This window comes from Psychrobacter frigidicola (assembly GCF_007997305.1).
Lineage (GTDB): Bacteria > Pseudomonadota > Gammaproteobacteria > Pseudomonadales > Moraxellaceae > Psychrobacter > Psychrobacter frigidicola.
Genome location: NZ_VORZ01000001.1, coordinates 1534108 through 1558304, shown reverse-complemented (window position 1 = coordinate 1558304; position 24197 = coordinate 1534108). Strand labels below are relative to the sequence as shown.

At 42.3% G+C, this 24197-nt stretch carries 22 protein-coding genes and 1 tRNA gene; 14 read left to right on the top strand and 9 right to left on the bottom strand.

Annotated features, from left to right (window positions below; translation table 11 throughout):
- Window positions 1-49: 49 nt before the first annotated feature.
- Complete coding sequence (locus tag ES754_RS06425; RefSeq protein WP_147223078.1) at window positions 50-820, top strand: YggS family pyridoxal phosphate-dependent enzyme; 771 nt, start codon at window positions 50-52, stop codon at window positions 818-820.
- 229 nt (window positions 821-1049) lie between these two features.
- On the opposite strand, the gene ES754_RS06420 is transcribed toward ES754_RS06425, so the two are convergent.
- Window positions 1050-1126 (bottom strand) — tRNA-Arg (locus tag ES754_RS06420).
- Window positions 1127-1471: 345 nt separating this feature from the next.
- Here ES754_RS06420 and ES754_RS06415 point away from each other — a divergent pair.
- From ES754_RS06415 to ES754_RS06395, 5 genes are all read left to right on the top strand, one after another.
- The gene (locus ES754_RS06415) at window positions 1472-2101 is read left to right on the top strand and encodes a c-type cytochrome (RefSeq protein ID WP_147223076.1); all 630 of its coding nucleotides are present in this window, start codon (window positions 1472-1474) and stop codon (window positions 2099-2101) included.
- Window positions 2102-2288: 187 nt separating this feature from the next.
- Window positions 2289-3251, top strand: a complete 963-nt coding sequence (locus ES754_RS06410; RefSeq protein WP_147223074.1) for an ABC transporter ATP-binding protein — start codon at window positions 2289-2291, stop codon at window positions 3249-3251.
- 32 nt (window positions 3252-3283) lie between these two features.
- On the top strand, window positions 3284-4057 hold the full coding sequence (locus tag ES754_RS06405) for an ABC transporter permease (RefSeq protein ID WP_147223361.1): 774 nt from the start codon (window positions 3284-3286) through the stop codon (window positions 4055-4057).
- A gap of 72 nt (window positions 4058-4129) precedes the next feature.
- The gene (queF, locus tag ES754_RS06400) at window positions 4130-4996 is read left to right on the top strand and encodes an NADPH-dependent 7-cyano-7-deazaguanine reductase QueF (protein WP_147223072.1); all 867 of its coding nucleotides are present in this window, start codon (window positions 4130-4132) and stop codon (window positions 4994-4996) included.
- 84 nt (window positions 4997-5080) lie between these two features.
- Window positions 5081-5470 carry a lysozyme inhibitor LprI family protein gene (locus ES754_RS06395; protein ID WP_147223070.1) on the top strand — a complete coding sequence of 130 codons (390 nt, stop codon included), beginning with the start codon at window positions 5081-5083 and terminating at the stop codon, window positions 5468-5470.
- Between the two features lie 92 nt (window positions 5471-5562).
- Here ES754_RS06395 and ES754_RS06390 read toward each other — a convergent pair whose 3' ends face one another.
- Window positions 5563-7281, bottom strand: a complete 1719-nt coding sequence (locus ES754_RS06390) for a proline--tRNA ligase (RefSeq protein WP_147223068.1) — start codon at window positions 7279-7281, stop codon at window positions 5563-5565.
- Between the two features lie 515 nt (window positions 7282-7796).
- Between ES754_RS06390 and ES754_RS06385 the strand changes: the two genes are divergently transcribed.
- Together ES754_RS06385 and ES754_RS06380 are read left to right on the top strand one after the other, a co-directional pair.
- The gene (locus ES754_RS06385) at window positions 7797-8564 is read left to right on the top strand and encodes a DUF4230 domain-containing protein (RefSeq protein ID WP_147223066.1); all 768 of its coding nucleotides are present in this window, start codon (window positions 7797-7799) and stop codon (window positions 8562-8564) included.
- Between the two features lie 408 nt (window positions 8565-8972).
- A complete protein-coding gene (locus ES754_RS06380) occupies window positions 8973-10382 on the top strand; it encodes a hypothetical protein (RefSeq protein WP_147223064.1) in 1410 nt (469 codons plus the stop codon).
- A 108-nt stretch (window positions 10383-10490) separates the two neighbouring features.
- Here the strand turns inward: ES754_RS06380 and ES754_RS06375 are convergent, their stop codons facing one another.
- The 6 genes from ES754_RS06375 to ispZ all read right to left on the bottom strand — a co-directional run bounded on the left by ES754_RS06375 (window position 10491) and on the right by ispZ (window position 15356).
- Window positions 10491-11201, bottom strand: a complete 711-nt coding sequence (locus ES754_RS06375) for a hypothetical protein (protein ID WP_227677916.1) — start codon at window positions 11199-11201, stop codon at window positions 10491-10493.
- Between the two features lie 237 nt (window positions 11202-11438).
- The gene (locus tag ES754_RS06370) at window positions 11439-11621 is read right to left on the bottom strand and encodes a hypothetical protein (protein WP_147223062.1); all 183 of its coding nucleotides are present in this window, start codon (window positions 11619-11621) and stop codon (window positions 11439-11441) included.
- Between the two features lie 134 nt (window positions 11622-11755).
- Window positions 11756-13888 carry a tRNA (5-methylaminomethyl-2-thiouridine)(34)-methyltransferase MnmC2 gene (gene mnmC2 / locus ES754_RS06365; protein WP_147223357.1) on the bottom strand — a complete coding sequence of 711 codons (2133 nt, stop codon included), beginning with the start codon at window positions 13886-13888 and terminating at the stop codon, window positions 11756-11758.
- A 34-nt stretch (window positions 13889-13922) separates the two neighbouring features.
- The gene (locus ES754_RS06360; protein ID WP_227677920.1) at window positions 13923-14384 is read right to left on the bottom strand and encodes an SH3 domain-containing protein; all 462 of its coding nucleotides are present in this window, start codon (window positions 14382-14384) and stop codon (window positions 13923-13925) included.
- Window positions 14381-14719: a YciI family protein gene (locus tag ES754_RS06355; RefSeq protein WP_147223060.1), complete on the bottom strand. Its 339-nt coding sequence runs from the start codon at window positions 14717-14719 to the stop codon at window positions 14381-14383. The genes ES754_RS06360 and ES754_RS06355 overlap by 4 nt, the downstream gene beginning before the upstream one ends.
- 85 nt (window positions 14720-14804) lie before the next feature.
- The gene (gene ispZ / locus ES754_RS06350; protein ID WP_147223058.1) at window positions 14805-15356 is read right to left on the bottom strand and encodes a septation protein IspZ; all 552 of its coding nucleotides are present in this window, start codon (window positions 15354-15356) and stop codon (window positions 14805-14807) included.
- A 166-nt stretch (window positions 15357-15522) separates the two neighbouring features.
- Between ispZ and ES754_RS06345 the strand changes: the two genes are divergently transcribed.
- Complete coding sequence (locus tag ES754_RS06345) at window positions 15523-16404, top strand: PHP domain-containing protein (protein ID WP_147223056.1); 882 nt, start codon at window positions 15523-15525, stop codon at window positions 16402-16404.
- A 168-nt stretch (window positions 16405-16572) separates the two neighbouring features.
- Window positions 16573-18138, top strand: a complete 1566-nt coding sequence (locus ES754_RS06340; RefSeq protein ID WP_147223055.1) for a GGDEF domain-containing protein — start codon at window positions 16573-16575, stop codon at window positions 18136-18138.
- A gap of 41 nt (window positions 18139-18179) precedes the next feature.
- On the opposite strand, the gene truD is transcribed toward ES754_RS06340, so the two are convergent.
- Complete coding sequence (truD, locus tag ES754_RS06335) at window positions 18180-19421, bottom strand: tRNA pseudouridine(13) synthase TruD (protein WP_147223053.1); 1242 nt, start codon at window positions 19419-19421, stop codon at window positions 18180-18182.
- Window positions 19422-19716: 295 nt separating this feature from the next.
- Between truD and ES754_RS06330 the strand changes: the two genes are divergently transcribed.
- The 4 genes from ES754_RS06330 to ES754_RS06310 all read left to right on the top strand — a co-directional run bounded on the left by ES754_RS06330 (window position 19717) and on the right by ES754_RS06310 (window position 24151).
- A complete protein-coding gene (locus ES754_RS06330; protein WP_147223051.1) occupies window positions 19717-21348 on the top strand; it encodes an FAD-dependent oxidoreductase in 1632 nt (543 codons plus the stop codon).
- A 75-nt stretch (window positions 21349-21423) separates the two neighbouring features.
- Window positions 21424-22002 (top strand): GNAT family N-acetyltransferase, encoded by a 579-nt coding sequence (locus tag ES754_RS06325; protein WP_147223049.1) that lies wholly within the window; start codon window positions 21424-21426, stop codon window positions 22000-22002.
- 343 nt (window positions 22003-22345) lie between these two features.
- The gene (locus ES754_RS06315; protein WP_147223045.1) at window positions 22346-22627 is read left to right on the top strand and encodes a DUF503 domain-containing protein; all 282 of its coding nucleotides are present in this window, start codon (window positions 22346-22348) and stop codon (window positions 22625-22627) included.
- 165 nt (window positions 22628-22792) lie between these two features.
- Window positions 22793-24151: an AbiH family protein gene (locus tag ES754_RS06310; protein WP_170231077.1), complete on the top strand. Its 1359-nt coding sequence runs from the start codon at window positions 22793-22795 to the stop codon at window positions 24149-24151.
- Window positions 24152-24197: the final 46 nt, after the last annotated feature.

Here is a 24197-nt window from a genome sequence, read left to right as displayed (position 1 = left end):
CTTATTATAGATCTGCTACCTTTGTTAGCTAATAATGGAGTAAGTTATAATGATTCCTAAACCCTTATATCACAAAGCTGAAACCATTAAAGAGTTATCTGCCAACTTTGCAGATATAGAACAGAGAATTCAGCTGGCGTGCCAACGTGCGAATAGAAATGTCGATTCCGTTCGTCTATTGCCAGTGACGAAGACCGTTGATGAACAAGTGATGCGAATGGCTTTTGAGCTTGGTTTCAATTATTTTGGTGAAAATAAAGTACAAGAAGCGCTTGAGAAATCTGACTCAATGGTTGATCTGCCTATTGAGTGGTCAGTTATTGGTCATCTGCAAACCAACAAAGTCAAATATATCGCTCGGTTTGCAACTGAGTTTCAGGCGCTAGGTAGCTTAAAAGTCGCTGAAAAGCTACAGGAAAGGTTGGAGATTGAAAATCGAAGCATGACTGTGTTAATTCAAGTGAATACGTCGAATGAGGATAGTAAATACGGTCTGCATCCCACAGAGGTTGCACAATTTATCGAGCAGATTAAGAGCTTTGATAGATTGCAAGTTAAAGGGCTCATGACGCTAGCATTGCTGTCAAATAACACCGAAAAGGTAAGAGAGTGTTTTATTTTACTGCGACAGTTAAGAGATGGATTAAAAGAAAATCTACCGGCTCATATGTGTATGGATGAATTGTCTATGGGGATGTCTGGTGACTTTGAGATTGCTATTGAAGAGGGGGCAACTATCGTCCGTATTGGTCAAGCCTTATTTGGTGCAAGAACACTACCTGACAGTCACTACTGGCCAGAAGTTAGCGACACTTTATAAATATTTAGCTAAAACAGAGGTAAGCTCATTTTTGCTATAAGCGTTGCCGTTCAGTTAACCTCAGGCTTTAAAAGCTGACTATTAAGAATGTTGTATATGTACAATAAATTTAACAAGATTGTGATGGTGCTACTAGGTAATAGTAAGTGATAGGTAAATACGTAGAATGATGGTATTAAAGGGTTCTAGCAGTATGAGGTAGTGCGAGGAAATGGCGAAATACAATGATTGGTGCGCTCGGCGGGAATCGAACCCACGACCCTCGGCTTCGGAGACCGATACTCTATCCAACTGAGCTACGAGCGCGTAATGCGATGACTTAAAATGTTGACGATTAACCGTACTCTATTTTAAGTATTTGCTGGGAAATTAAGACCGCCTAGTCTAACAAATAAAAGCCTAAAAGCCAATGCACGAAGCAGGCAATTGAGGTTTTTTAATAAAAAACAAGATAGTCGTCAAACAAGCATGGCAATTCGACCGTCTTTTCCCTTATAATGTCAGGGGAAATGACCTTTGATAATCACCGATTACAAGTGTGTCCGCTAACCTGACTCCTATTTGCTATTGATGACAACATTGTCATAAGAAGATGAATAGACCTTTCAAGTCAAGCTAGCCCCTTGTATACGTAATAAGAGAACGTGACGAATGAGAAAAGTAGTGATGTTATCGGCAGCTGCCATTCTAGGAATCGCTAGTATCGCGGTGAGCCAAGCTGAAGATATCGCAGATACTCCTGTAACCATCTCTGAGGTTGCAGAGGGTAAGGACGCTGTAGCAGAAGCGCCTGAAATGCTAGGTGACGAGACTCAGGCCGCCGCCGATACAACAGAGGCCGCTCCAGCTGAAGATGCTGCACCAGTTGTAGCAGCTGCTGCTGAAGAGCCTATTCCTGAAGATACCCCGCAAGTGCAAAAGCTAATCGCTTTATATCCTAATCTGATTGCACGTATCCAGCCTGTAGGCCGCGTGTGCTTTGAAGAAGGTGAGATTTGCGATGTGACAGCACGCTCGTCTGGCCCGTCAGCTGGCGATGGTCCTCGTGATGGTGGCGCAGTCTATAACGCTGTTTGTCATACGTGTCATGCAGCAGGGCTGCTCGGTGCACCAATTTTAGGTGATGCTGGCGCTTGGGGTCCTCGTATTGGTAAGGGTAAAGGCACTTTATATACCCATGCTATTAATGGCTTTAATGCTATGCCGGCTAAAGGTGGCGCTGATATTGTTGATGAAGAAGTACAAAACGCCGTAGACTATATGGTTAGTGAAGCCAGCTAGACTAAGTTTGCTTATTGAACTTAAGAAGCGCCTATTTCGTATACTGAGATAGGCGCTTTTTTGTGGCAGACGATTTTATCTACTGCTAATGCAGCGCTACCGTTGAAATTCGTCACCATTAGCCTCACATTAGAGCACTACATTATCTATTTTATACGTTATTTTATGAAAAAATACAGAGGTTGTCATGTCTGAGGTACCCGCGCTTTTAATTCAGAATTTATCCAAAACTTATGCCAATGGGTTTTCGGCGCTAAAAGATGTCAGCTTAACCGTACCGCAAGGGGGGTTTTTTGCGCTTCTTGGGCCGAATGGTGCCGGCAAGTCGACGATGATTGGCATTATTAGTTCCTTATTTAAGCCTACCAATGGCAGCGTACATATTTTTGGTGCTGACTTGTTAGCAAATCCTTCGGTTGCTAAGCAGTACCTTGGCGTAGTCCCACAGGAATTTAATTTTAACCAGTTTGAGAAAGTGCAAGACATTTTGATTACGCAAGCAGGCTATTTTGGTATTTCTGCTAAAGAGTCAAAACCGCGTGCTGAACGTTTACTTAAAGCGTTAGGACTATGGGACAAACGCAATAGCATGTCACGGGAGTTATCAGGTGGTATGAAGCGACGTTTGATGATTGCGCGGGCATTGATTCATAAACCTAAATTGTTAATCCTCGATGAGCCAACGGCAGGGGTCGATATTGAGCTGCGCCGGTCGATGTGGGAGTTTATGCAGCAAATCAATATTGAAGAAAATACCACGATTATTCTCACTACTCATTATCTAGAAGAGGCTGAGCAGCTGTGTAAACGCATTGCAATTTTAGATCATGGCGAGATTCGTATTAATACTGAAATGAAAGATTTGCTTGCGCAATTGTCTGTTGAGACCTTTGTTCTAGATTTGACGAAGCCGCTCACCCAGCCTTTACATATTGATAAAGTGACTGAGATTGTTCAGCCGGATGAGCTGACGGTTGAGGTGACGTTAACAGAAGGCGAGACCCTCAACTGTGTTTTTGAGCAGCTTACCGCACTTAATATCGAGGTGGCTAGTATGCGTAATAAGTCCAACCGACTAGAGGAGCTATTTATGCGGCTAGTAGAAAAGAACATTCAGAGTGAAGACAGTATGAAGGAGGCAGGATTATGAAACAGCAAATAGTCATAGATCCTAATGAGACAATGTCTTGGAGTAAAAAGTGGATTGCGTTTCGCACGATTCTATTGAAAGAGATTCGTCGAATCCTTCGTATCTGGCCGCAGACTTTGTTGCCACCTGTTATTACCATGGCCTTATACTTTGTCATCTTTGGTAAGATGATAGGGGGTCGGGTTGGTGAGATGGGCGGTGTACCGTATATGCAGTTTATTGTTCCCGGCCTCATTATGATGGCGGTGATTACCAATAGTTATTCTAACGTGGTCTCAAGCTTTTTTAGTGCCAAGTTTACCGCGAGCATCGAGGAGCTGTTGGTGTCTCCCGTCTCCAAGCACGCGATATTAATGGGTTATATCAGTGGCGGTATTTTTCGCGGCTTAATTATTGCGGTTATTGTCTCTATCGTTGCGCTATTCTTTACTAAACTAGGTATTGAGCATTTATTTGTGACGATATTTACCGTACTTGGCACGTCTATTTTATTTTCATTAGGCGGCTTTATTAATGCCGTATACGCGCGCTCATTCGATGACATCTCTATTATTCCAAGCTTTGTACTGACGCCGCTAACTTTTCTTGGTGGGGTGTTTTATTCGATGGAAAACTTGTCACCATTTTGGCACAATATCTCTCTGCTAAATCCTATCGTGTATATGGTGAACTCGTTCCGCTACGGTATCCTTGGTCATTCTGATGTCAATGTTTGGTATTCGATGGGCGCCATTTTTATTTTTTGTGTGGTGTTTTATATTATTTCCTATCGACTATTAAGCAATGGCTCACGTATTCGCTTATAGTTATTTTATTAAAAATAATGACCGTTATAGAAGTAAAGATAATTATAAAAATAAAGATAATAAGGAAGATAAATGAGTATTCACGGCATTTTAGGCGAGCAAACCACCACTTATCCAACCCAATATAACCCAGAAATGTTATACCCTATCGCGCGTAGTGTCGGGCGTGATGCGATTAACTGGCAAGACGATAAGCTCAACGTTGGTGTGGACTGGTGGCATTCCTTTGAGATGTCATGGTTGAATCCGCAAGGTATCTCGCAAGTCGCGATGGCACGTTTTAGTATTCCGGCAAGCTCACCTTTTATTGTTGAGTCCAAGTCATTAAAGTTGTATTTAAACAGTATTAATTTTACTGAATTCAATAGCTGGCAAGAAGTGGAAACGCTGATTGCGAAAGACTTATCCAAATGTGTGCAAGCGGATGTACAAGTTGAGTTGTTTGAATTAAATGACAATGACTCAGGGTTGCTAATTACTCAACCTGATGGCGTTTGCATTGATAACGCCTTAGCGGATAGTACGGATAAAGTGGCGTTAACGGTGCATCCTGATGCGTCGCTGCTTGGTATTAATGACAGTGGTCACGCTGGCATAACAAAAAATGAAGATCAGTCATTCACTTTTTATTCTAATCTGCTGCGCAGTAATTGTCCGGTGACTAATCAGCCTGATTGGGGTACTTTGGCAGTGACCATTACTACCACGCAAATGATTAATCAGGCCAATATGCTGCGTTATATTCTAAGCTTTCGTCAGCATAATGGCTTTCATGAGCAATGCGTTGAGCAGATTTTTGCTGACTTGAGCCAGTATTATCAGCCGAGTTCATTGATGGTACGAGCATGGTATACGCGTCGCGGTGGTATCGATATCAATCCTTGCCGTGTTAGTGAATTATCATTACTTCCTCAGCCAAGTCGCTTGATTCGCCAGTAAATAATAAATAGCGATTAACGCTTTCATGAATAGTGGTTGCGTCCTATACTGAGTAAACATTAATTTGCTGAATTTAGGGTATGTATGAAGTTAGCCACTGGTTTTTTAACGCTGTTCAGTGCCGCATTATTTTCTATTTCTAGCGCACAAGCGGCATTTGTAGAGAATGATTATAATTGTGATCTTTCACTTGGTGAAGCTATCGATTGTGGGGAAAATGCGGTTAAAGTCGAGAAAAAACGACTCAATAAAATATATATGAGCGCCTATCACACTTTATCATCTAGCCAAAAATCACAGTTAGACAAAGAACAAGCAGCATGGTTAAAGAAGCGCAATAAAGAATGTGAATTCAAACAAGAAGGTTTAATGAATAATATGATGGTTTATCAGATGGTTGGTGCTGACGTTTGCACTGCTAATGAAAGCCAGAAACGCAGTAAGTCGCTTGCTGAAAGATATAAAGTAAGATAAAGGTTTTTTAACAAATTTATAAGTATAAAAAAAGCGCCTGTCTAATTAAATTAGACAAGCGCTTTTTCATTAGTTAAAAGGGTATCAATAAACTATTTAGCGTTTATTTTTGCCAGCACTTCTTCACGGCTGAGTAGTTGTTTTTCACTATCGCGGCGATTGACGTATTCGTACTTATCTTCTGCTAAATTGCGGTCAGAGACGACGATACGGTGTGGAATACCAATCAGTTCTAAATCTGCAAACTTCACACCCGGACGCTCATTACGGTCATCGAGTAAGACGTTAACGCCTTTTGCTTTTAGCTCATCATAAAGCGCAGTCGCGGTTTGCATAACGATGTCTTCTTTAGATTTCATCGGTACGATAGCGACTTCGAATGGGGCAAGCGAATCAGCAACGTCTGGCGTTGATGGCCACATGATGCCATTTTCATCGTTATTTTGCTCAATGGCGGCCGCAATGATACGGCTCACACCGATACCGTAACAGCCCATCATTAGAGTAACAGGTTTGCCATTTTCACCGGATACGCTACAGTTCATCGCTTGTGAGTATTTATCCCCTAGCTGGAAGATATGACCGACTTCGATACCGCGTTTTATTTGTAGCGAGCCTTTACCATCAGGAGACGGATCGCCCTCATTCACGTTGCGAATATCAACAATGCGGGTGATACGGGCATCACGGTCCCAGTTCATACCGGTTGTATGCTTATTGACTTCATTAGCACCAGATACAAAGTCAGACAATGCTGCGGCGTCGCGATCAACAAAAACGGGCATATCAAGCTCAACGCCGATATAACCTTTAAGTAAGCCTGCTGCTTTTAACGCTTCTTCGCTTGCCATAGTTAAAGGCACATCAGCTTCTTCTATCTTCTCAGCTTTGATAGCGTTTAAAGTATGGTCGCCTCTGATAACTAAGGCGATAAGTTGCGCGTCACCCTCAACCGTATGACCATGCACAATCAAGGTTTTGACAGTCGTGGCAAGCGGGACATCTAGATGTTCGGCTACCGCTTCACACGTCGGCATATCAAGAGTGACGACATCTTCGCGCGGCATGGTTGGTGGTTGACGTTCAGCAGTGCTAATAGATTCTGCAAGTTCGACGTTCGCTGCATAATCGGACGAATCTGAGAAGGCAATATCATCTTCGCCGCTATCTGCTAATACATGAAACTCATGCGAGGCAAAGCCACCAATTGAACCGGTATCTGCTTGTACCGCACGGAAATCTAAACCCAAACGGGTAAAAATACGTGTATAAGCATCATACATTTCATCATACGTTTTCGCTAATGACACTTGATCAACATGAAAAGAATAGGCATCTTTCATGGTAAATTCACGCGCACGCATCACCCCAAAACGCGGACGTATCTCATCACGGAACTTGTTTTGAATTTGAAAGAAGGTAATTGGTAACTGCTTATAACTGCGCAATTCACCTTGAGCAAGATTAGTAATGACTTCTTCATGCGTCGGCCCTAGCACAAAGTCGCGGTCATGACGGTCTTTAAAGCGCAATAGCTCAGGGCCATAGTCATCAAAGCGCCCTGTCTTTTGCCAAAGCTCAGCAGGCTGAGTCATCGGCATAAGCACTTCTTGTGCGCCGACATTTTGCATCTCTTCGCGAACGATACGTTCGACTTTTTGCAACACGCGCAGCCCTAAAGGTAACCAGATATATAATCCAGAAGCGATTTTACGAATAAGACCGGCACGCACCATCAATTGACTTGAGGCAATATCGGCATCACTTGGGGTTTCTTTTAGCGTGGCAAACAAAAATTGACTGGCTTTCATAAATAAAGCATGACCTTATCTTTGATAAAATAAAAAATAAACAGTAGAAGGGGAAGCGTTTGTCAAAGGGTCTGATGACCGCTGCACGCTCACCTTGATAGTTACCGTCTATAGCTGCAACAATAACCGGATAAACCGTGAGGGCAGTATGAAAACCTCATCAACTTCACGGTTTGTGACCCTAATAGTAAATTTATATCGATATTTTATCGATACAATCTGACTATGTTAGGTAAACTTCAGCTAAGACGCAATGACTTTTTACTTTTTGGGCTTTAACCGGTTAGAAACGTAAAGATAGTGAGGGAAATAGGATGCTCATTATCTGGTTATTGAATGATTTTTAGAGCAAAGTGTTATAGGTGATTTAGGCGTGTATCATAAATACATAAATAAGAAATTATGTAGAAAATAAGTCGCCATGACTTGAAGATGCTGCTAGCAAATAGCATTTCTATGGTAGAGACCAGCGATAGCCTATTTATAAAAAATAATGATAAATTTAAGGTAGTGTAATGAAAACTCCGGATAACCGTACCTCTAATGATGTACTTAACAAGCAGCCTAAACCGAAGCAACCTGTCGCGATGTCCACGTGGATATTATTATTACTCAGTTTTTCTGCATTAGCCTATTCACTTTATAGCATTCAAAACCGGACGGTAGAAGAGCCGGTTGAAACCATTACCCGTGAGGGTGTAGTGACGCAGATACAGCAGCTGAACCGCTTGCAGACGATTGCCTTTAGTGTTGATACGGTAATTACCAGTCAAAAGCAGGGGAGCTGGATGAAGTTGTGGCAAGATGAGCAAAAAGGTCTGTTCATTGCGCGGGGTCGCGTAGAGGCTGGGATTGACTTGAGCGCGCTAACGCCTGAGATGGTACAAGTGGTACAACCTGCGCAACTGAATGCGGACGATAATAAAACAGATAGTAACAAGTCAAATAGCGCAGAGGGCAACGACCCTATTTCAATCTTGCCAAAAATTAATATTACCCTGCCACCTTCAGAGATATTCTCGGTTTATCTGGATGATATCGAAATTTATGATTGGCAAACCGGTGCTTTTGGCTTGATGCAGGTGGATCCGAAAATTTTAGCACAAGCGCAAAGCATGGCTAAAAAAGAAGTATTGGAGCGTGCCTGTCGCGGTGATGTGATGGATATGGCGCTAAAGAATGCTCAAACGCAATTGCAACAGCTGTTTTCTTTAACAGGGGCAGTCGTTACCGTCACAACCCAAGGTGCAGGGGCGTGTCGATTGCCGTTAGCGAAGCAATAACTTGAAGATAATGCATACATTGCCGCTTTCTTTTTTTACTAGTTAATTGTTTTTACTAACTGATTATCGAGATAGATAGGTAATTTATCTTCTAGTTTATTAAAATTATTCTACCAAAAATGATTGTCTTAGCTTTTTAAAACCGTAGCAGATGTAAATAAGAAACCAACCGCATGAGTGGCCTAATAAAGGTCTTAATAGGGATAGTGTTATGTGGTGCTATGATTTAGACTCCACCGCAGCAGCTGCGACTCAGCATCGTGACAGGGTGTAGGGTAAAAATATTTAGAAACTACGCATCTATGAAAGTACGCATATACAAAATTACGTATATATAAAAGTATAAAGATATAAAGGCGCGGACGTAATAGGCAAGTAAGTTTAAGTGGTGCACTGTGGAGAGATAACGTGAGTAGCTTCTTAGAGAACAGCCAAAGCAACCTAAAAAAAGTACTACGCACTGCATTGGTTGGCTTGAAGCCTGCAGATCAAGTTCTTCTTAAAGGTTATTTGCGGGTACTGCTGCGCTTAGAGGCCGACCTTGAGTGGGTATCAGCCAGTCATCCACAGGTTGACTTGTTTATGATCAGTAATGAGTTTCGAGATGCGGCAAGTATTACTAAGCTGCTAGCAAGTCAGCAACACAAACCCGTGCTTTATGTGAGCCGTACCGATATTGGCGAGGGTTGGATGGTAGACGATAGTCTGGTTTTACCACTCAAAAAACTCGATATGCTTAATGCCTGGTTGATGCAGTCGGTAATAGTGCTTAAACAGAATGCTGGTGCAATCACAACTATTTTACAGCAAAACCAAATAGTCGCTGAAAAGCTGCCTGTAAAGCAGACCCAAACGAGTAATGATGCCTCCAGACGAATGTTAATTACAAAGGCTACTACTACTGCGCAAACTCAGCTTAATAATTCTACACCCGCCTCTAGCGTGCACGTGCAAGATTATCAGGGTCTTATAACTTTCATCCAGCAGTTGCAACAGCGGCCAACAGGTCTACATCAAATTGTTATTCACGCTAATACTAGTTCTCAGACGATTGCTATTATTGAGCCTCGTCAGGGTCGTGTATGGCTGCCTCAGACAAGCGCTGATAGTGTCTTATCAGCATTAAGCTTGGATTGGCAGTTGCAGCCTTATCAAGGGACTGCACCAAGCGACAGCGGGGCTTACGACCTCACTCAGTGGCTTTGGGAGCAAGCTTGGCGTCAAGCGACGTTACTGCTACCTTTAATCAATGATGACTCGACCTATCAGCTGCGCTACTGGATCAAACCGACCTTAATTATTAATAATGAGTCTACTGGTCATTCAGACCTCACTAAAAACGACCGACAAGAGTTGCTGCGCGTAATGACCGCTTTGAGCTCTACGCCGCGTGATGTGAATCAGTTAGCCAGCATTGCCAAACTTTCTATTAAATCTACCAAAAAGATAATCGGTAGTTTATTGTTTTCAGGTAGCCTACAAGCAGATAGCTATAAGCAGCTAGATATTCGTCTTACGCACCTAACAAATACTGCACCGCCATCGTCCGTATTACCTAATATCACTTCAATCGCGATTGAAGCTGCTGAAACAGCAACTGAGGCTGAAGTATCTAAAGGCAAGCAAACTGCAATGGAGGCGTTGTTGGCCAGACGGGCACGCTGTGAGACGATCCCTAACGCGCCATCAAGTTCTGTAGCCGTGTCAAACAGTGCAGCTATGCAAGAACTGTCTACTCAAACCAATAGTCAACCCCCATCTGCTCAACAAGAAAAGCGGGGATTCTTGGCGCGATTACGACAAAAGTTAGGATTATAATTCTACATGTAATAGATAGCGTGGCATATTAATAAGCAATAAAAAGGCAGTGAACGCTAATGATACGTTCACTGCCTTTTTATTGGTCGCAATTGTAAAATTGCTGTTTTATATCTGAGTAATTACCTCAGCTTCTGCACTGATGGCTTTAAAGCTGGTTACTTTGTTGTTTTGAATAAAGTCAATGGCAGTTCCGCCCTCATGACTGACCAACTCAGTATCGCCATCGGGTGAATGATAAGTAGGGTTGTTACCTTGTCCTTCAGGCGCGCTAAGGGTCATTTTTGTATTATTTGGCAAGGTGACAATAGCGTTTAATAGACCAGTTGCCGACGTTTCAAAAACGACGGTCAAAGTTTCACCTGCAGCATTTCGATAACGTACGTCAGTGACTTGGGTGCCTTTTCTTGGTTGTTGCGGGCTGAGCGTTGCCATTTCAGCATTTGATGCTTGGCCTTCAGCGCTACTGTTATTTTCTAGTCTAGCTAAATTGTTTTCACGTTCGGTTTCTGCCGCTATCTCATCAACGCTTGGTTCATTTGTTGGAGCTGCCTCTAGCTTTTGGTCAGCTTGATTGCCATTATTAATGTTAGAGGTAACGGGCGTATTTTGGGAAGTAGACTCTATTGTTTCCGGCTCTGGTGTCTTCTGACAGCCGCTAAGCGTACATAAGCTTAAAACAACAGCGGGGAGCAGGCGTGAATAGAATTTAGGCATTAACAACTTAGATTTTGACAAATTAGGCGACAATAAATGAGGCGATAATAAAGGTGACAGACTGGTTTTTATAAACGATATATTCATAGATGGGCTTTTCATAAGAGAGCTCTTTACAAGCAGGTTATTCATAAAAGAGATAATAGCTGATTAAGTAATAATCAGGACTGGGGTCATTTATCACTATAAAGCTTATATGCAAAGTTATTCAAATAGATTCAAAACTTTCTATTTTAACTTCAAGACATCTTCTGCCATGCCACTGTCTTGAGCCACTTTGTCCAGATATCGACGGCTGGCGAGTAGTTTATCGACTACGCCACTTTGACTATTTAGCTTTTATGGGAAGTCTGAAATTGATTGTAATTGGCTAAGCACCATAATATAGCTCGTGCTTGCCTTATCGCTATTAATGATAGCGTTTTTTGCATAGTTTGGGTCAAGACTTAGGTAATCACTAATCAGCTCTAGAATACGCGTCTCGATTAGCTTATTAAGCGTAAAGAATTGAGATTCAGGCACATATTTATGATGCGTGCCTTCTTATTATCGGCCTATATCATCTATAATTTCCCGAAACGCTGCGGGAACTTGCTCATCATAAAGCAGGTTAATAAGTAGCTTAGCGGCTAAGCCAGCTATAATAAACAGTTAAACTAAGGGCTTTTATGCAGCCGAGCGCGATTGGGTGACAGCCGCGCTAGCATGATGGCAGATAGTGGGGTAAAGCATCCTAACATCATGTCCGCTATCGTTTCAGCACATATCGGCGCTATGGCATAGCCTTTCGCACCCACAGCGGACAGTGTCCACAGGCGTTTGCTGCCCGCTAACCGACCGATGAGTGGATGATAATCAAGCGTTTGAGTACGGATGCCGGCACGCGCTTGCCATAGGCTGGTGTCAGTTGGCAAAATGCTATCCAATTCAGGGATATCAGCAATCAACTTATCACGGTTCTGCTGGTTTTCGTCGCTGCGGATAGAGATATCCTTGTCAGCATCCACAAAGCTTGCACCAACTAAAAACTGTTGCTGACCTTCTTCGATATTGTTAATATCGCCATCACCTGTTTGCCCAATAAATGGAGCGCAGTAACCGCTATATTTGAGTGGAAGTTTTGGTAGCTTAGCCGATTGCTCAGCTGTGGGGGTGAACCAAGACAGTTGCCCACGGATTGTACTGCAATCAACGATGCGACTATCAAGCCCATGGCTTTCATAAGCGGCACAAATGACGACGCTATCTGCTTCGATAGTAATAAGACAGTCACGCTCATGGCTATCGTTATGCAGACCACTGATGCAAACATTGGTCTCTGTCTCATTTATCTTTGTAACTTGTAATTGTTGAAAAGTAATTAACGGGTGCGCAAGTATTATCTTTTTTAAGGCTTGTGGATTAATTAGGCCAGACTGCGGCAGATGTAAATGATCAGCTAACTGTTGGGTTTTTAGGCCGCTCATATCGCTTGCCTGTTCAGCACTTAGAGTCGTTGCCATCTCATTAGGATAGTCTGCAATCTGCTGGGTACCAATATTGGTTTTAACCAGTAAATCTAAAGTACCCGTTGGCTCAAATACGGGTGCGCTATTATTGCTGGCCGCAAGCGTATTTAAGTAGCGATAAAACCGGCTGCTATATAGATAACCAATCGTATGCAAGTGCTCATAGACATGATGAATGGGCGTCATGTTTGGGGCGAGGAGGGCGCGAGGGTTGCCGGATGCGCCAGCTAACGGCGCAGCTTTATCAACTATGGTCACTTGCAGTCCGCGATTCGCAAGCGTCCAAGCGCTAAGTAGTCCTGAGACGCCCGCTCCAATCACGATAGTATGACGCGGCGTATCCGTAGTAATAAATAGGTTATTAGCGTTATTATCAGTAGTTATGCGTGAAGAATACTTGGTATTACTATCGGACGTAGCTTTTCCTAACGCCGCTTCTTTTAACGATGTTTCATCTAACATGACTGCCGCTAGCATTTCACGCTTACGCCCAAAGCCTTTTACTTTGTTAATTTCAAAGCCACTATCTTGCAAAGCGCGTTTGACAATACCCGCACAGCTGTAAGTGGCGGCAGTCGTACCCACACGCGATAAGCGCTGAATTTGCGCAAATATCGACTCTGCCCATAAACTTTCATTACAAGCGGGCGCAAACCCGTCTAAAAACCATGCATCGATATAGGGACGTTTGAGCGCAGTTTCAGAGTCCAGACTGGCTAAGCTATCAGCGGCATCACCTAACCAGATATCAACCGTCAGATTGTCATCATTAAAGTTGAGACGATGGCAGCCAGTAATAAGCGGAGGATAGGCGGCTAATAGTTGCTCAATCAAGTCTGCCAATTCAGGTGCACGTTGTCCCCATAAAGCTAATATCTGAGTCAAATCGTTAAGTGCGATAGGGTGTTTTTCAGTGGTAATTAGATGTAAACGAGAAGTGACTAACTCTGGATATGTCGCACGAAGTTGTCGCCAAAGTTGCCATAATGCCAGCAAATTAAGTCCGGTACCAAAGCCCAATTCTGCGATAGTAAAACACTGTTGCGGAACTAAATTTGCCAAGCGCTCGGATAGCTGATTGTGCTGCAAAAATACATAACGCGACTCTGCTAAACCGTCCGCGTGTGAAAAATAAACATCACCAAACTCACCTGATACGGGAACCCTATTACCTGTATCATCCGTTTGCCAATCAATGTTGGCGGGAATAATCACGTCTGGTGGTTTGATTTTCTTTGGCTTTTTGGGTGTTCTAGGTTGGCGTATAGACGATGCTGGCATTTGGCTATCCGAGGTCAAAGTAGAATTGGCAACATCACCAGCGTTCACGGCGTGAAAACACCAGCCACGATATGAGAACGCCGATTAATAAGCTAATCAGTACCGTAAAAGCGCCGTACAAAAACAGCTGACCTTTACTTTCATATACCAAGACATTAACTTGAGTTTGCAAGTCGTTTACCTGTCGCCGTAATTGTGTATTGTGGCTGAGCAGATCTTGATTGGCAGCTGATAGCGCCTTGTTCGTTGGTCGTAATTGTGCCGCTAAGGTAGTGCCATTGGTCATTGGCGTGGTTGAAGAAGCGTCAAGTGCTGCTTCACTATTCTCGCCTAGAGTAGCTGCGACAGTTGGAGTAGCGGTCGGTTCAGTCTCTATCACCACTGGTGCTGCCTGTACATTCATCGCAGCTACTAGAAAGGCAGCAGCAAAACTTGATCTATAGCGTTGGCGTATAAACCGTTTTACTTGTTCTGATTGCTTTAAGTTCCGACTCACGATGCCTCTATCTTATCAGTAGGTTTTGGCAACACATGAATAAAGGGCTTGATATCGACATGGCTGTAGACGCCATCACGCAGATATGGCTCAGCGCTCGCCCACGTTTGCGCGGCTTCTAGCGATTCAAATTGAGCAATCACAATACTGCCTGACATCTCTATCACTGCACTATTACTATCACTGCCACTGTGCGTAATAGGTGTTGGCCCTGCAATAAGCAAGCGCTGCTCGGCATCTAATGCTTGCAGACGGGCAAGGTGTTCAGTACGAGTGATCTTTCGCTGTGCGCTGCTATTTGCGACGTCATGACCGATAATAGCAAATAAAAGCATGAGGCCTCCTTAATAGAAAGTACGATAATAGAGAGTATGATGGATTAATATTAATTATTTTAGCTTAATAAGGATTAAGCAGTTTTTATTTAGCAGTTTTGTCGGTTAATGCTGGATTGATGTGTTTTTTTAAAACGATAAATTGGGCAATCACAAACACCAGCATAATTGGTATCCAGCCGTAAGTTTTAAAGTTAATCCATGCCTCATCCGTCATTGTAAATGCCGTGATATAATGAAGTATACCCATAAGTGCGAAGAATGCTGCCCAGGCGACCGTTAATTTTTTCCAGCCGGACATGGATAGGCTAAAGACATCTTTCATCGCTAATTGCATCAAAGGTTTATTAATAGCGACGCTGACCAGTAAAGTTAAGGCAAAAATACCATTAATAATTGGGGACTTCCAGCGCAAATAGATGTCATCACGCAAGATTAGGGTACCGCCGCAAAAAACGATGGTTAACAATAGAACGACCCATTGCTGTTTATCAAATTTGCCTTTTTGACGCACAAAATGAATGGCATAGATGATTAAGGTCGCAACTAATAGTGCGCCTGCTGCTGCTAAAATACCGTGGGTGCGAGCAGCAATAAAAAAAGCAATCAGGGGAATGAAGTCTAATAAGGCTTTCATGTCAGGTGGGATTTCCATCAAAAACGTATGGGGTAGTTTACACGTCTCCTGCGCTAAAAAAAAGCAATCAAAGCTAACGGTTACTTTCAGCAGTGATATCACCATTTTCTATCATTCAATCTCAACATTTAATAACACGCTCTTTAAAAACGCTAAGGCTCTACTTATGAAAATCGACTTACATTGTCATAGTACTTGCTCAGATGGTACTTATGCCCCGACAGAGGTCGTACAGCGCGCTCATTCGGCTGGCGTTAACGTGTTGGCATTGACCGACCATGATACGCTAAAGGGAATTGACGAGGCGCGCGCCGCAGCTGTACAGTGCGGTATGCAGCTCATTAATGGCGTTGAGATTAGCTGTGAACATACCCTTAGTGGCGGTTATGGTAAAAATAAATCCACCAATAAAATCATTCATGTACTGGGACTAGATTTCACCGACCGTGAGCAAATGCACGCCACTTTACAACAACTGCAAGACAGTCGTGCCACGCGGGGTCAGCGTATTGCTGAAAAGCTTAGCGAGTTATTAACCCTTGATTATGAGGAGCTGTGGCAAGAAATATGCGCTAAGGCTGGCAATAATCCGCAAGCGGTTGGGCGCGCGCATATTGGGCAAGTATTATATGAGCGTGGATTGGTCAAAACCGTGCAAAAAGCCTTTGATAAATACTTAGCCGATAATAAGCTGGCCTACGTAGCCATTGAGGCGCTCAGTATGGCGCGTGGTATTGAGCTAATTCATGCTTGCGGCGGCAAGGCTGTCTTGGCGCATCCAACGCGTTATCAGCTCTCCGCTACCCGAGTGCGCAAGCTTATAGAAGAGTTCGCTCAGCTTGGCGGTGATGGCTGTGAGCTTCCCGCCAATAGTGAACCGCTGAGCACGCGGCGGATGGTAGATCGCAGTATTGCTGAGCATGAATTGGCGGTCTCGATAGGCAGCGACTTTCATGGTAGCAACATGCCGTGGCGGCGTATCGGCGATGTGCCACATTTAAACCCTGGACAACAGGGCGTTTGGCAAGATTTTCAGACGTTATCATAGGCTATGTATGAATAGGCCGTTCTTATAAGCCATACAAGACAAGACTATTCGTAGTTAATCGTAATATAGTAATGCAAATAAGGTGTTTGCTAATGGCTTAAAAAATTGCCACACTAAATAGGTTATTTACAACCATCTCCTAAGACCCCTACACGCGGTAGCGCACGTATGCCTGTATCTATACATCAGTTAGGCTATAAAAAGCTCTCTCAAGTTATCTTCGAGTGGCAAGCGGCGGACAGAGCGTCGCTGCTTGCGTTGTTTATCGTGCTCGAAGTGTTACTGCATTGGTTTTGGTGTTTGTATGTTTGGTTACGCCAAGATACTTATAATATCTATGTCGATGTAAATTTGTTGTATCCAATTTGGTTAGGGATTACGTTAACGGGACTGTTTTTTTGGTGGATGGTTGGACATTTAGCACGTATTAAGAATAATGATCAGCGTCTGCACTATTGGCAGATTGTATTAATTGTCGTTTATAGCATTTATATTGCTATCGTTGTTTTAGTGATGGGGCACAGCAGCTTAGTGTCTGGCATATCACTGGTGGGCGGGGCGATGCTAGGGATGATGCTGGTACGCCGGAGTTATATTTGGCGTGCTTTTTTGTGGCAAGTTGCTTTTATTATTGTGGTGACTATTATTCCTTATGTTGGGATTGATTTACCCAATTTGCGTCAGCTTACTATTACCTCCATTCCTCTTGATACTTACAGTTATCTCACTTATAGCGAGGCCACTGCCCTCGAAAATGCTATTGAAACCTCACTTTTTCCAAATGGCATACTGAGCTGGGACAATCTGTCTGAGCTGCGGCGCTCTTCTGCCTTTTTTTGGCGCTCAACGCATATGTATTTGGCATTACCTAAAGCCATTTTTATGGTTTATGTCTTCAGAACATTGCTATTAATATTAGATGACAGCAAAGAGGAGATTTTACAGCATGCCAATCAGGATGAGCTTACCAAGCTAAATAACCGGCGCTTTGGTTTGCGTCAGATGCAGCAAACGATTATGACAACCTCTACCGCACAGGACTATAGTGTCATTTTGCTAGATTTAGATTGGTTCAAGAATGTTAATGATACTTATGGCCATGAAGTGGGCGACCAAGTGCTGCGCGAAGTAGCACAAGTACTAACGCAAGCGTTCACTGATAAAGCGATTGTCAGTCGTTATGGTGGGGAAGAGTTTTTGATTGTTTTGCCTGATGCAGACCATGATAGGGCGATGAATACCGCTGAAGAATTACGTGAAAACATTGCCCAGCACGTGATAAAAACCGATGCTGGCTTTAGTTTTCAGTTAACTGCCAGCTTTGGAGTATATACCCTAACGCATACGGAGCTGCTACGAATTAGGCAAGAATGTGCGGCAGCAGTACTTCATAATAATAGTTCTAGTCTTTCTGACGTTGACATAAACACAATTAGAAAAAATAAGTCTACCGCTAACAGAACCCTAGATAATAAAACCAAAGTGTACAAAAATAAGCAAAATAATCGGCATCTAAATAATCAGAATATTGCAATGCCGCGTAAGGATAAACAGACTACTGAGCAGTTTAATCGTCAACAAACAGCGCAATTGTGCAGTGACGTCTGTCATCGATTAATCAGTACCGCTGATAAAGCACTCTATAAAGCCAAAGATCGTGGCCGTAATAAAGTGGTAAGCGCCAATGAGTTATTAGCAGAAGGGCGGATCAATGAGCCGCGCTACGGTACTTAAATTAATGGCACTTAAAGCAACGTTTCTTAAAGTAATAGTTCTTAAAACGATGATATTTGTAGGTTTTGAACCAAACTGGCTAACACACTGGTCGCAAAGCTACCGGTTGGTAAACTAAAACGTAATACCAGCGTCTGCTCGTCACTCCATTGCCAAGACAAATCCTCAATAGGTAAGCGTAGCGCGCGGCGCTGAGCCTTGATGTCGCGCTGTTCTAAACCGGTTGCTAGCTCAGTTAATAATGGGCTTTTCTGTATTACGTCTGTCTCAAGTTTTGCCGCCGCGCCCGCTACTTTATCATTATCTGTACCCCACAAAACGGCTGTTGGATGAATATCGCCTTCAGTAAGCCTAGCGCGTAAGGTATCGTCGAGTTGCTCACTGGCGAATATTGATCCTGAGCCATTCAAATTAAAAACTTCACCTGCCATACCTTGATTCCAGCTGCCATCGCGTACCCGCATTGCTAAAATTTTATTGAATATCAGACTACGAGCGGCAGATAGCGCCATGGTATGCTGTTCTCTTGGCGCACGTTTGCCTTTTTTTTGTGATGGGTTAATGTTTTTTACAGGTTGAGCGAATAGTCTAAGTGCCTCTCTAACATTATTACCGCCATGACCAAAGCGTTGTGGGCCGAAATAATTGGGTACGCCGTATTGGTTCATATGCTGTAAATGTTGTTCTACCAGCTGCTGTTGCTCAACTAATAAGTTATCCGCCTCAAACTGAATATCACGTAAAGTAATGACAAATTGATTGGCTCGATGCGCGCCGCGACCCAGTTTTTTATTATGCCAATGCTGAGCCAGTATCTGTACCGTTTCATTGTCGCCAAGGTCTGTAGGTGTAAAATTAGTAGGCGGCAGTTGCTTTTTGGGGATGCGCAAACTAAACCACTGGGTCGTCAGCGCGTGTCTATCCTTGAGGCCCGAATAACCCACATCACGTAGTGGAATATTGGCCCACTCAGACAATAGCTTAGCAAGGTAAGCTGTGTTCATCCCCACTTTCTGCATATGTAGCCATAAATGCTCACCTTCATCCGTAAAGGTATTTGGTAGAATTTCATTAACGACAAAGTCTTCTGCGCAAGTCTTATAAGTGGCTTGCATTAAAGGCGCTAGCGTTGGTTGTGGCAATTTTGACGTATCCGTCAGCGCCGCAAAATCCAAGCTTGAGCTATCAAATGGCTCTTTAATAAGCGACTTTTTAGCAAGCGTATCTTCTTCCTTTAATAGCGGAGCAGTAGTAGCAGTAATATTGGTTTCTTGAAAAGGCATAAAGTAGTCGTCTATGATAGTTATAACGTTTAAATCAGAATCACAAAATAAGTTTGATAGTAAAGTTGAATGTTAAAGGGTAGACAGTCAGCTAAAAGTTACGTTTTGCTACGTGCTAGACATACAAAACAACATCGTGCTCTAAGCGGTCTTGCTATTATCAATGAGTATTATTCTTCGTTAATTAAATCTTTGTTTAATACCGTTCTTATTTAATACTGCATCGCATGACAATGTATATCGAGCCACACATAATAATTAATCAAGCAGCAATCGCCACTGTTAAGGATAACTCATGACCAACGCAATGATTAGTACAGTAACTATTAATAAAGCCGACATCCCAAGTGGCGGTATGAAATCGTACAAGCAAGAGGATGATAGTATCATTTTAATCACCCGTGACGACAGCACGTTTCATGCTTTTGATGGCAAGTGCCCGCACGCTGGTGCAGATTTGGGTACTGGTCTACGCTGTGGCAATCGCGTGGTTTGTCCTTGGCATCATGCCTCCTTTAACAGTCGTGATGGGACATTATTAGAGCCGGTAGCAACCGAAGGGCTGACTCAATACGAGATTGTCGATAATGGGGACAGTCTAACGGTTAATACTGCCACTAAGATAAACAAAACGGTCGAAAATGATAAACTGGTTGAGACTCATACTGTCATCGTCGGTAGCGGTGCAGCAGGTTTTATGACGGCGCATCAGTTAAGAAATACGGGCTATGGTGGGAGCATTACAATCATCAGCGCCGATGATAAAGCGCCTTATGACCGTACGTTATTGTCTAAATCCTTCTTAGCGGGCAAAGCTGATGAAGAAAAACTCATGCTAGGCGGTACGAATTGGGCAGAGAAGAATAATATTGACCTGCGTCTAAATCAAGCCGTCAGTGAAGTATTGCCTAATGAGCGTACTTTGACTATTAGTAACGAGAAGGGTGCTCACGAAAAGGTAACAGCCGATTTCTTAGTCGTCGCAACGGGTGCTGAGCCTATTATTCCGCCTATCAAAGGGGCTGATATCGATGGCGTCTACACTTTGCGTAGTATGGATGATGCTAAAGCCATTAAAGCGGCGACTCATGACCAGCATGTCGTTATCGTTGGTACTGGCTTTATCGGTATGGAAGTGGCATCAGCGCTATCGCAGGCAGGCACGACAGCTTCTATTACTGTGATTGGGCAAAACAATCGAGTTATGGGTAATATTATCTCTGAAACTGTCAGTAATGCTTTAATCAAATTGCATGAAGATAATGGGATTAAATTTGTATTAGATGCCACCGTGAATGAAATTACGGGTGCTGAAAACAGCACTGAAAACGACACATTCTCACAAGTTGATGGTATTATTTTAGCGAATGGTGAGCAGATAGACGCAGATATCGTCATCTTAGGTACTGGTGTAGCACCTCGAACAGAGTTAATAAGCGAAGTAAATGATCCCGATGGCGTACAAGTCGATAGTCATCTGCAACTGCGTAATGGGGTTTATGCGTTAGGCGATATTGCTAAGGCCGAGGGGCAACTGGGACGCCTACGCATCGAGCATTGGCGCGTGGCACTGCAACATGGTTTAGTCACTGCTGCTGCCATTTTAAAAGATGATAGCGTCCAGTCACTTGCTAAACGTACGCCATTCTTTTGGACGATGCAGTATGGTAAAAGCTTGCGTTACAGTGGTCATGCAAAAACGCCTGATCATAATATATTACTAGGGTCACCTGACATCCTTAATTATATTGAATATTACTTTGATGATGACGGTGAAGACAGTCGTGCTACTGCCGCTAGTACACTTGGCCGTGATAAAGAATTGGTCGCCTTTGATGAGTTATTACGTCGCGGTCATGCACCAACACGAGCGCAGATAAATGCAGGGTTTAATCTGATTGACCAAGCACACGCTTTATCGCGTTAGGATAAGACGTTTATAATGTTTACAATAAAGGCTGCCGCTATATTTTGGCAGCCTTTTTTCACACATGGGAATAATATGACTGATAATACGTTATTTTTACGTCAAGCTGAAACCGATGATGTCAGCGCCCTGAAACAACTTCTTGACCGCTGCTATCGTCAAGCTAAAGGCTGGACTAATGAGGCTGATTTAGTCAGTGGTATACGTATTACCGACTCTGAGCTTGCCAGTATTATCGCTGACCCTAAACATTATATTTTTGTCTACCCAAAGACCGATACGGGTAATCGCGATGGAGAAGAAACGGGTGAGCTGCTTGGCTGTATTGGGGTGGATATGAAAGACAACGCCGATAAAAGCTATGCTTATATCGGCATGTTTGCGGTTCATCCTAAGCTACAAGGGCAAGGCGTGGGACATCAGATATTACAAGCGGCAGAAACCTTTGCTGGACGCCATTTGCACTCTCACAATCAGCCTATTCGCTTGATTATGAGTATCTTAAGCCATCGACCTGAGCTACTGGCTTATTATGAGCGTCGTGGTTATCAGCTGACGGGGGTGTCTATGCCATTTCCAGCAGATGGTAATAATGGTGAGCCTAAACGGCAAGATTTACACTTATTAGAATTAGAAAAAATAGTCAGTGAGTAAAGACAACTGATTTAACTTAGCACCAAAAATTTTTAAAAGTCATAAATAATCCAACGCTAAGCAAGAGAAATGCCACGATAAGTAAGCGCTTAAACCAAGTAAAAGCGGGTAGGCGGGTGGCCTTATCATTAGACATTAGATAAGCAAATAGGCACATCAAGCTTGCCACTAAGGTCATAATACCTAGGCCAATCGGTAGAATAAAAAAGTATACCTGCCACATGGTTATCTCTCAGCGGTCGTTGTTATTAGCATCATAGCAGTAACCCGATTGCGCTGTCTGTAAGTGGCTTGAAAATTCAAGCGAATCTAAACAAGCGGATATTTTAGCAAGGAGCATAAAATGCATATCGTCATCCTCACTCTGAGTTTTTCTCTGCCTGGATGTGGCTCGTTAAAAGAAAAGCGCGGACGCATGGGCGGCTTACATGCACGCTTTGGCAATAATCCAAGCGTTGCGGTATGTGAAAGTGGGGAACGTGATCGGCATGATGCTAGTGAATGGACGTTCGTTGTAGTAGGGCTGTCTAAGCGTGAGGTCGAATCACAGTGCAGTCAAATCGAGGACAAAATAGAGCGTACGGTAGATGGTCGGGTGATGAATGTGGTGCGGGAGTTTATTTAGCAAAAACGAAATATTTTATCTATTGCTAGCCATTATTTTTAGAGTAGTATCATTAGTTAAAAAATACAGATTGAGTTACAACACTAAAAATATAAAATGATTAAAAAATTATTTAATTTATCGCTAGATAAACTGTCTAGTGTAGGTTTGCTAAAGAGGAAGTTCATGACTGTAAGAGAAAGAATACTGATAATTGGTAATGGTTTCGACCTAGCACATTTCTTGCCAACAAAATATGAACACTTTATCCATGCAATGAGAGTGGTAGAAGAAGCTACATCAGATACCTCATTAGCATTTGAGCATTTGTACAAAGATCTTTTAGATAACGAAGACTTTATTCTCACTAAATGTAAGGAACTATATAAGACAGAAGAAATAGAAATGACAGCAGAAAAAGTAGATAACTTGAGAGACAAGTTAATCGATAATGGCTGGTTTCAGTTTTTTAAAAGTCAAATTGATAGCGGAATAGATACGTGGATAGATTTTGAGAATGAAATTAAAAATGCTCTTAATTCAATATGTAGTTTAGTGGATGAGATTGAAAGAGATGCTCAGCACTTTCTCATAGCAGAAGACAGGAAAGTAGCAAGCATACAGGCAAAGCTAATTACAGAAAAAATGTTCAGAAAACATCCTGCTATTGTCAAAATATTATGGCAGTTTGAGATTATCGAGAAAAATCAAGTTGACAGAAGGCATTTCATCTTAAACAGAGAGTTTATTAAATATTATCATGGACGTGCTGTCTATTTAGATACGAATAAAGTGTTTTTAAATCTAATTAAGCACTGGAACAATTTTATTGAAATATTTTCTATATATATTGAGTACATTGATACCTTTAACCCTAGGAAAACATTAGTTGTACCTAAAGCTTTATCAAAAGATGAATGTACTATCTATAGTTTCAATTATTCTTCTACTGTGGAAAGAATCTATAATCATGCCCATATACAGTTTTTACATGGAAAGACTGGAGTTAATAACACTAATACAATAGTTTTAGGTATATCTGCCTTAGAAAATAAACTGCTAGTAGAAGAAAAAGCCTATGGGTTTGTAAAGTACTATCAAAAACTGGTTAATAATACAGACTATCAGTTCTTAAGAGGCAATCCTGATCTAACTGGTTTGGAGAAAGAAAAGTTTGAAACTAGTACTCTTGGTTCGAATGAAATAATTGAAATATACATATGGGGGCATTCCTTAGATTCTTCTGATAGTGATTATATTAAAGAAATATTTAGTTTTAACCAAGGTCCAAATCCTTCTATAAATTTAATTATTTATTATTTTAGTTCTCCACATGCACAACTTGCTAATTTAATTTCAATAATGGGTAAAGATGTGATCGAAAGGTGGATGAAGGAAGGTTGGTTGGAGTTCGTAGAAAGTCCTGATGTTTATCGGCTAAATACAGAAGAATGTTATGAGGATAAACTCAGTAAACGAAGTGAAAAAAAACCACGAAAACTCTTTGGTCAAGAAAATAAAAAATCAATTTTTTCAGATGTTTAGAATCTATTCATAAGCTTGGTTTAAATCTAGGATTTTACTTTTGGAA

Excerpts from the sequence above, each read along its gene's own strand:
- ES754_RS06425 (WP_147223078.1), top strand. The coding sequence starts at position 50 with ATGATTCCTAAACCCTTATATCACAAAGCTGAAACCATTAAAGAGTTA.
- ES754_RS06415 (WP_147223076.1), top strand. The coding sequence starts at position 1,472 with ATGAGAAAAGTAGTGATGTTATCGGCAGCTGCCATTCTAGGAATCGCT.
- ES754_RS06410 (WP_147223074.1), top strand. The coding sequence starts at position 2,289 with ATGTCTGAGGTACCCGCGCTTTTAATTCAGAATTTATCCAAAACTTAT.
- ES754_RS06405 (WP_147223361.1), top strand. The coding sequence starts at position 3,284 with ATGTCTTGGAGTAAAAAGTGGATTGCGTTTCGCACGATTCTATTGAAA.
- queF (WP_147223072.1), top strand. The coding sequence starts at position 4,130 with ATGAGTATTCACGGCATTTTAGGCGAGCAAACCACCACTTATCCAACC.
- ES754_RS06395 (WP_147223070.1), top strand. The coding sequence starts at position 5,081 with ATGAAGTTAGCCACTGGTTTTTTAACGCTGTTCAGTGCCGCATTATTT.
- ES754_RS06390 (WP_147223068.1), bottom strand. The coding sequence starts at position 7,281 with ATGAAAGCCAGTCAATTTTTGTTTGCCACGCTAAAAGAAACCCCAAGT.
- ES754_RS06385 (WP_147223066.1), top strand. The coding sequence starts at position 7,797 with ATGAAAACTCCGGATAACCGTACCTCTAATGATGTACTTAACAAGCAG.
- ES754_RS06375 (WP_227677916.1), bottom strand. The coding sequence starts at position 11,201 with ATGAAAAGCCCATCTATGAATATATCGTTTATAAAAACCAGTCTGTCA.
- mnmC2 (WP_147223357.1), bottom strand. The coding sequence starts at position 13,888 with ATGCCAGCATCGTCTATACGCCAACCTAGAACACCCAAAAAGCCAAAG.
- ES754_RS06355 (WP_147223060.1), bottom strand. The coding sequence starts at position 14,719 with ATGCTTTTATTTGCTATTATCGGTCATGACGTCGCAAATAGCAGCGCA.
- ispZ (WP_147223058.1), bottom strand. The coding sequence starts at position 15,356 with ATGAAAGCCTTATTAGACTTCATTCCCCTGATTGCTTTTTTTATTGCT.
- ES754_RS06345 (WP_147223056.1), top strand. The coding sequence starts at position 15,523 with ATGAAAATCGACTTACATTGTCATAGTACTTGCTCAGATGGTACTTAT.
- ES754_RS06340 (WP_147223055.1), top strand. The coding sequence starts at position 16,573 with ATGCCTGTATCTATACATCAGTTAGGCTATAAAAAGCTCTCTCAAGTT.
- truD (WP_147223053.1), bottom strand. The coding sequence starts at position 19,421 with ATGCCTTTTCAAGAAACCAATATTACTGCTACTACTGCTCCGCTATTA.
- ES754_RS06330 (WP_147223051.1), top strand. The coding sequence starts at position 19,717 with ATGACCAACGCAATGATTAGTACAGTAACTATTAATAAAGCCGACATC.
- ES754_RS06325 (WP_147223049.1), top strand. The coding sequence starts at position 21,424 with ATGACTGATAATACGTTATTTTTACGTCAAGCTGAAACCGATGATGTC.
- ES754_RS06315 (WP_147223045.1), top strand. The coding sequence starts at position 22,346 with ATGCATATCGTCATCCTCACTCTGAGTTTTTCTCTGCCTGGATGTGGC.
- ES754_RS06310 (WP_170231077.1), top strand. The coding sequence starts at position 22,793 with ATGACTGTAAGAGAAAGAATACTGATAATTGGTAATGGTTTCGACCTA.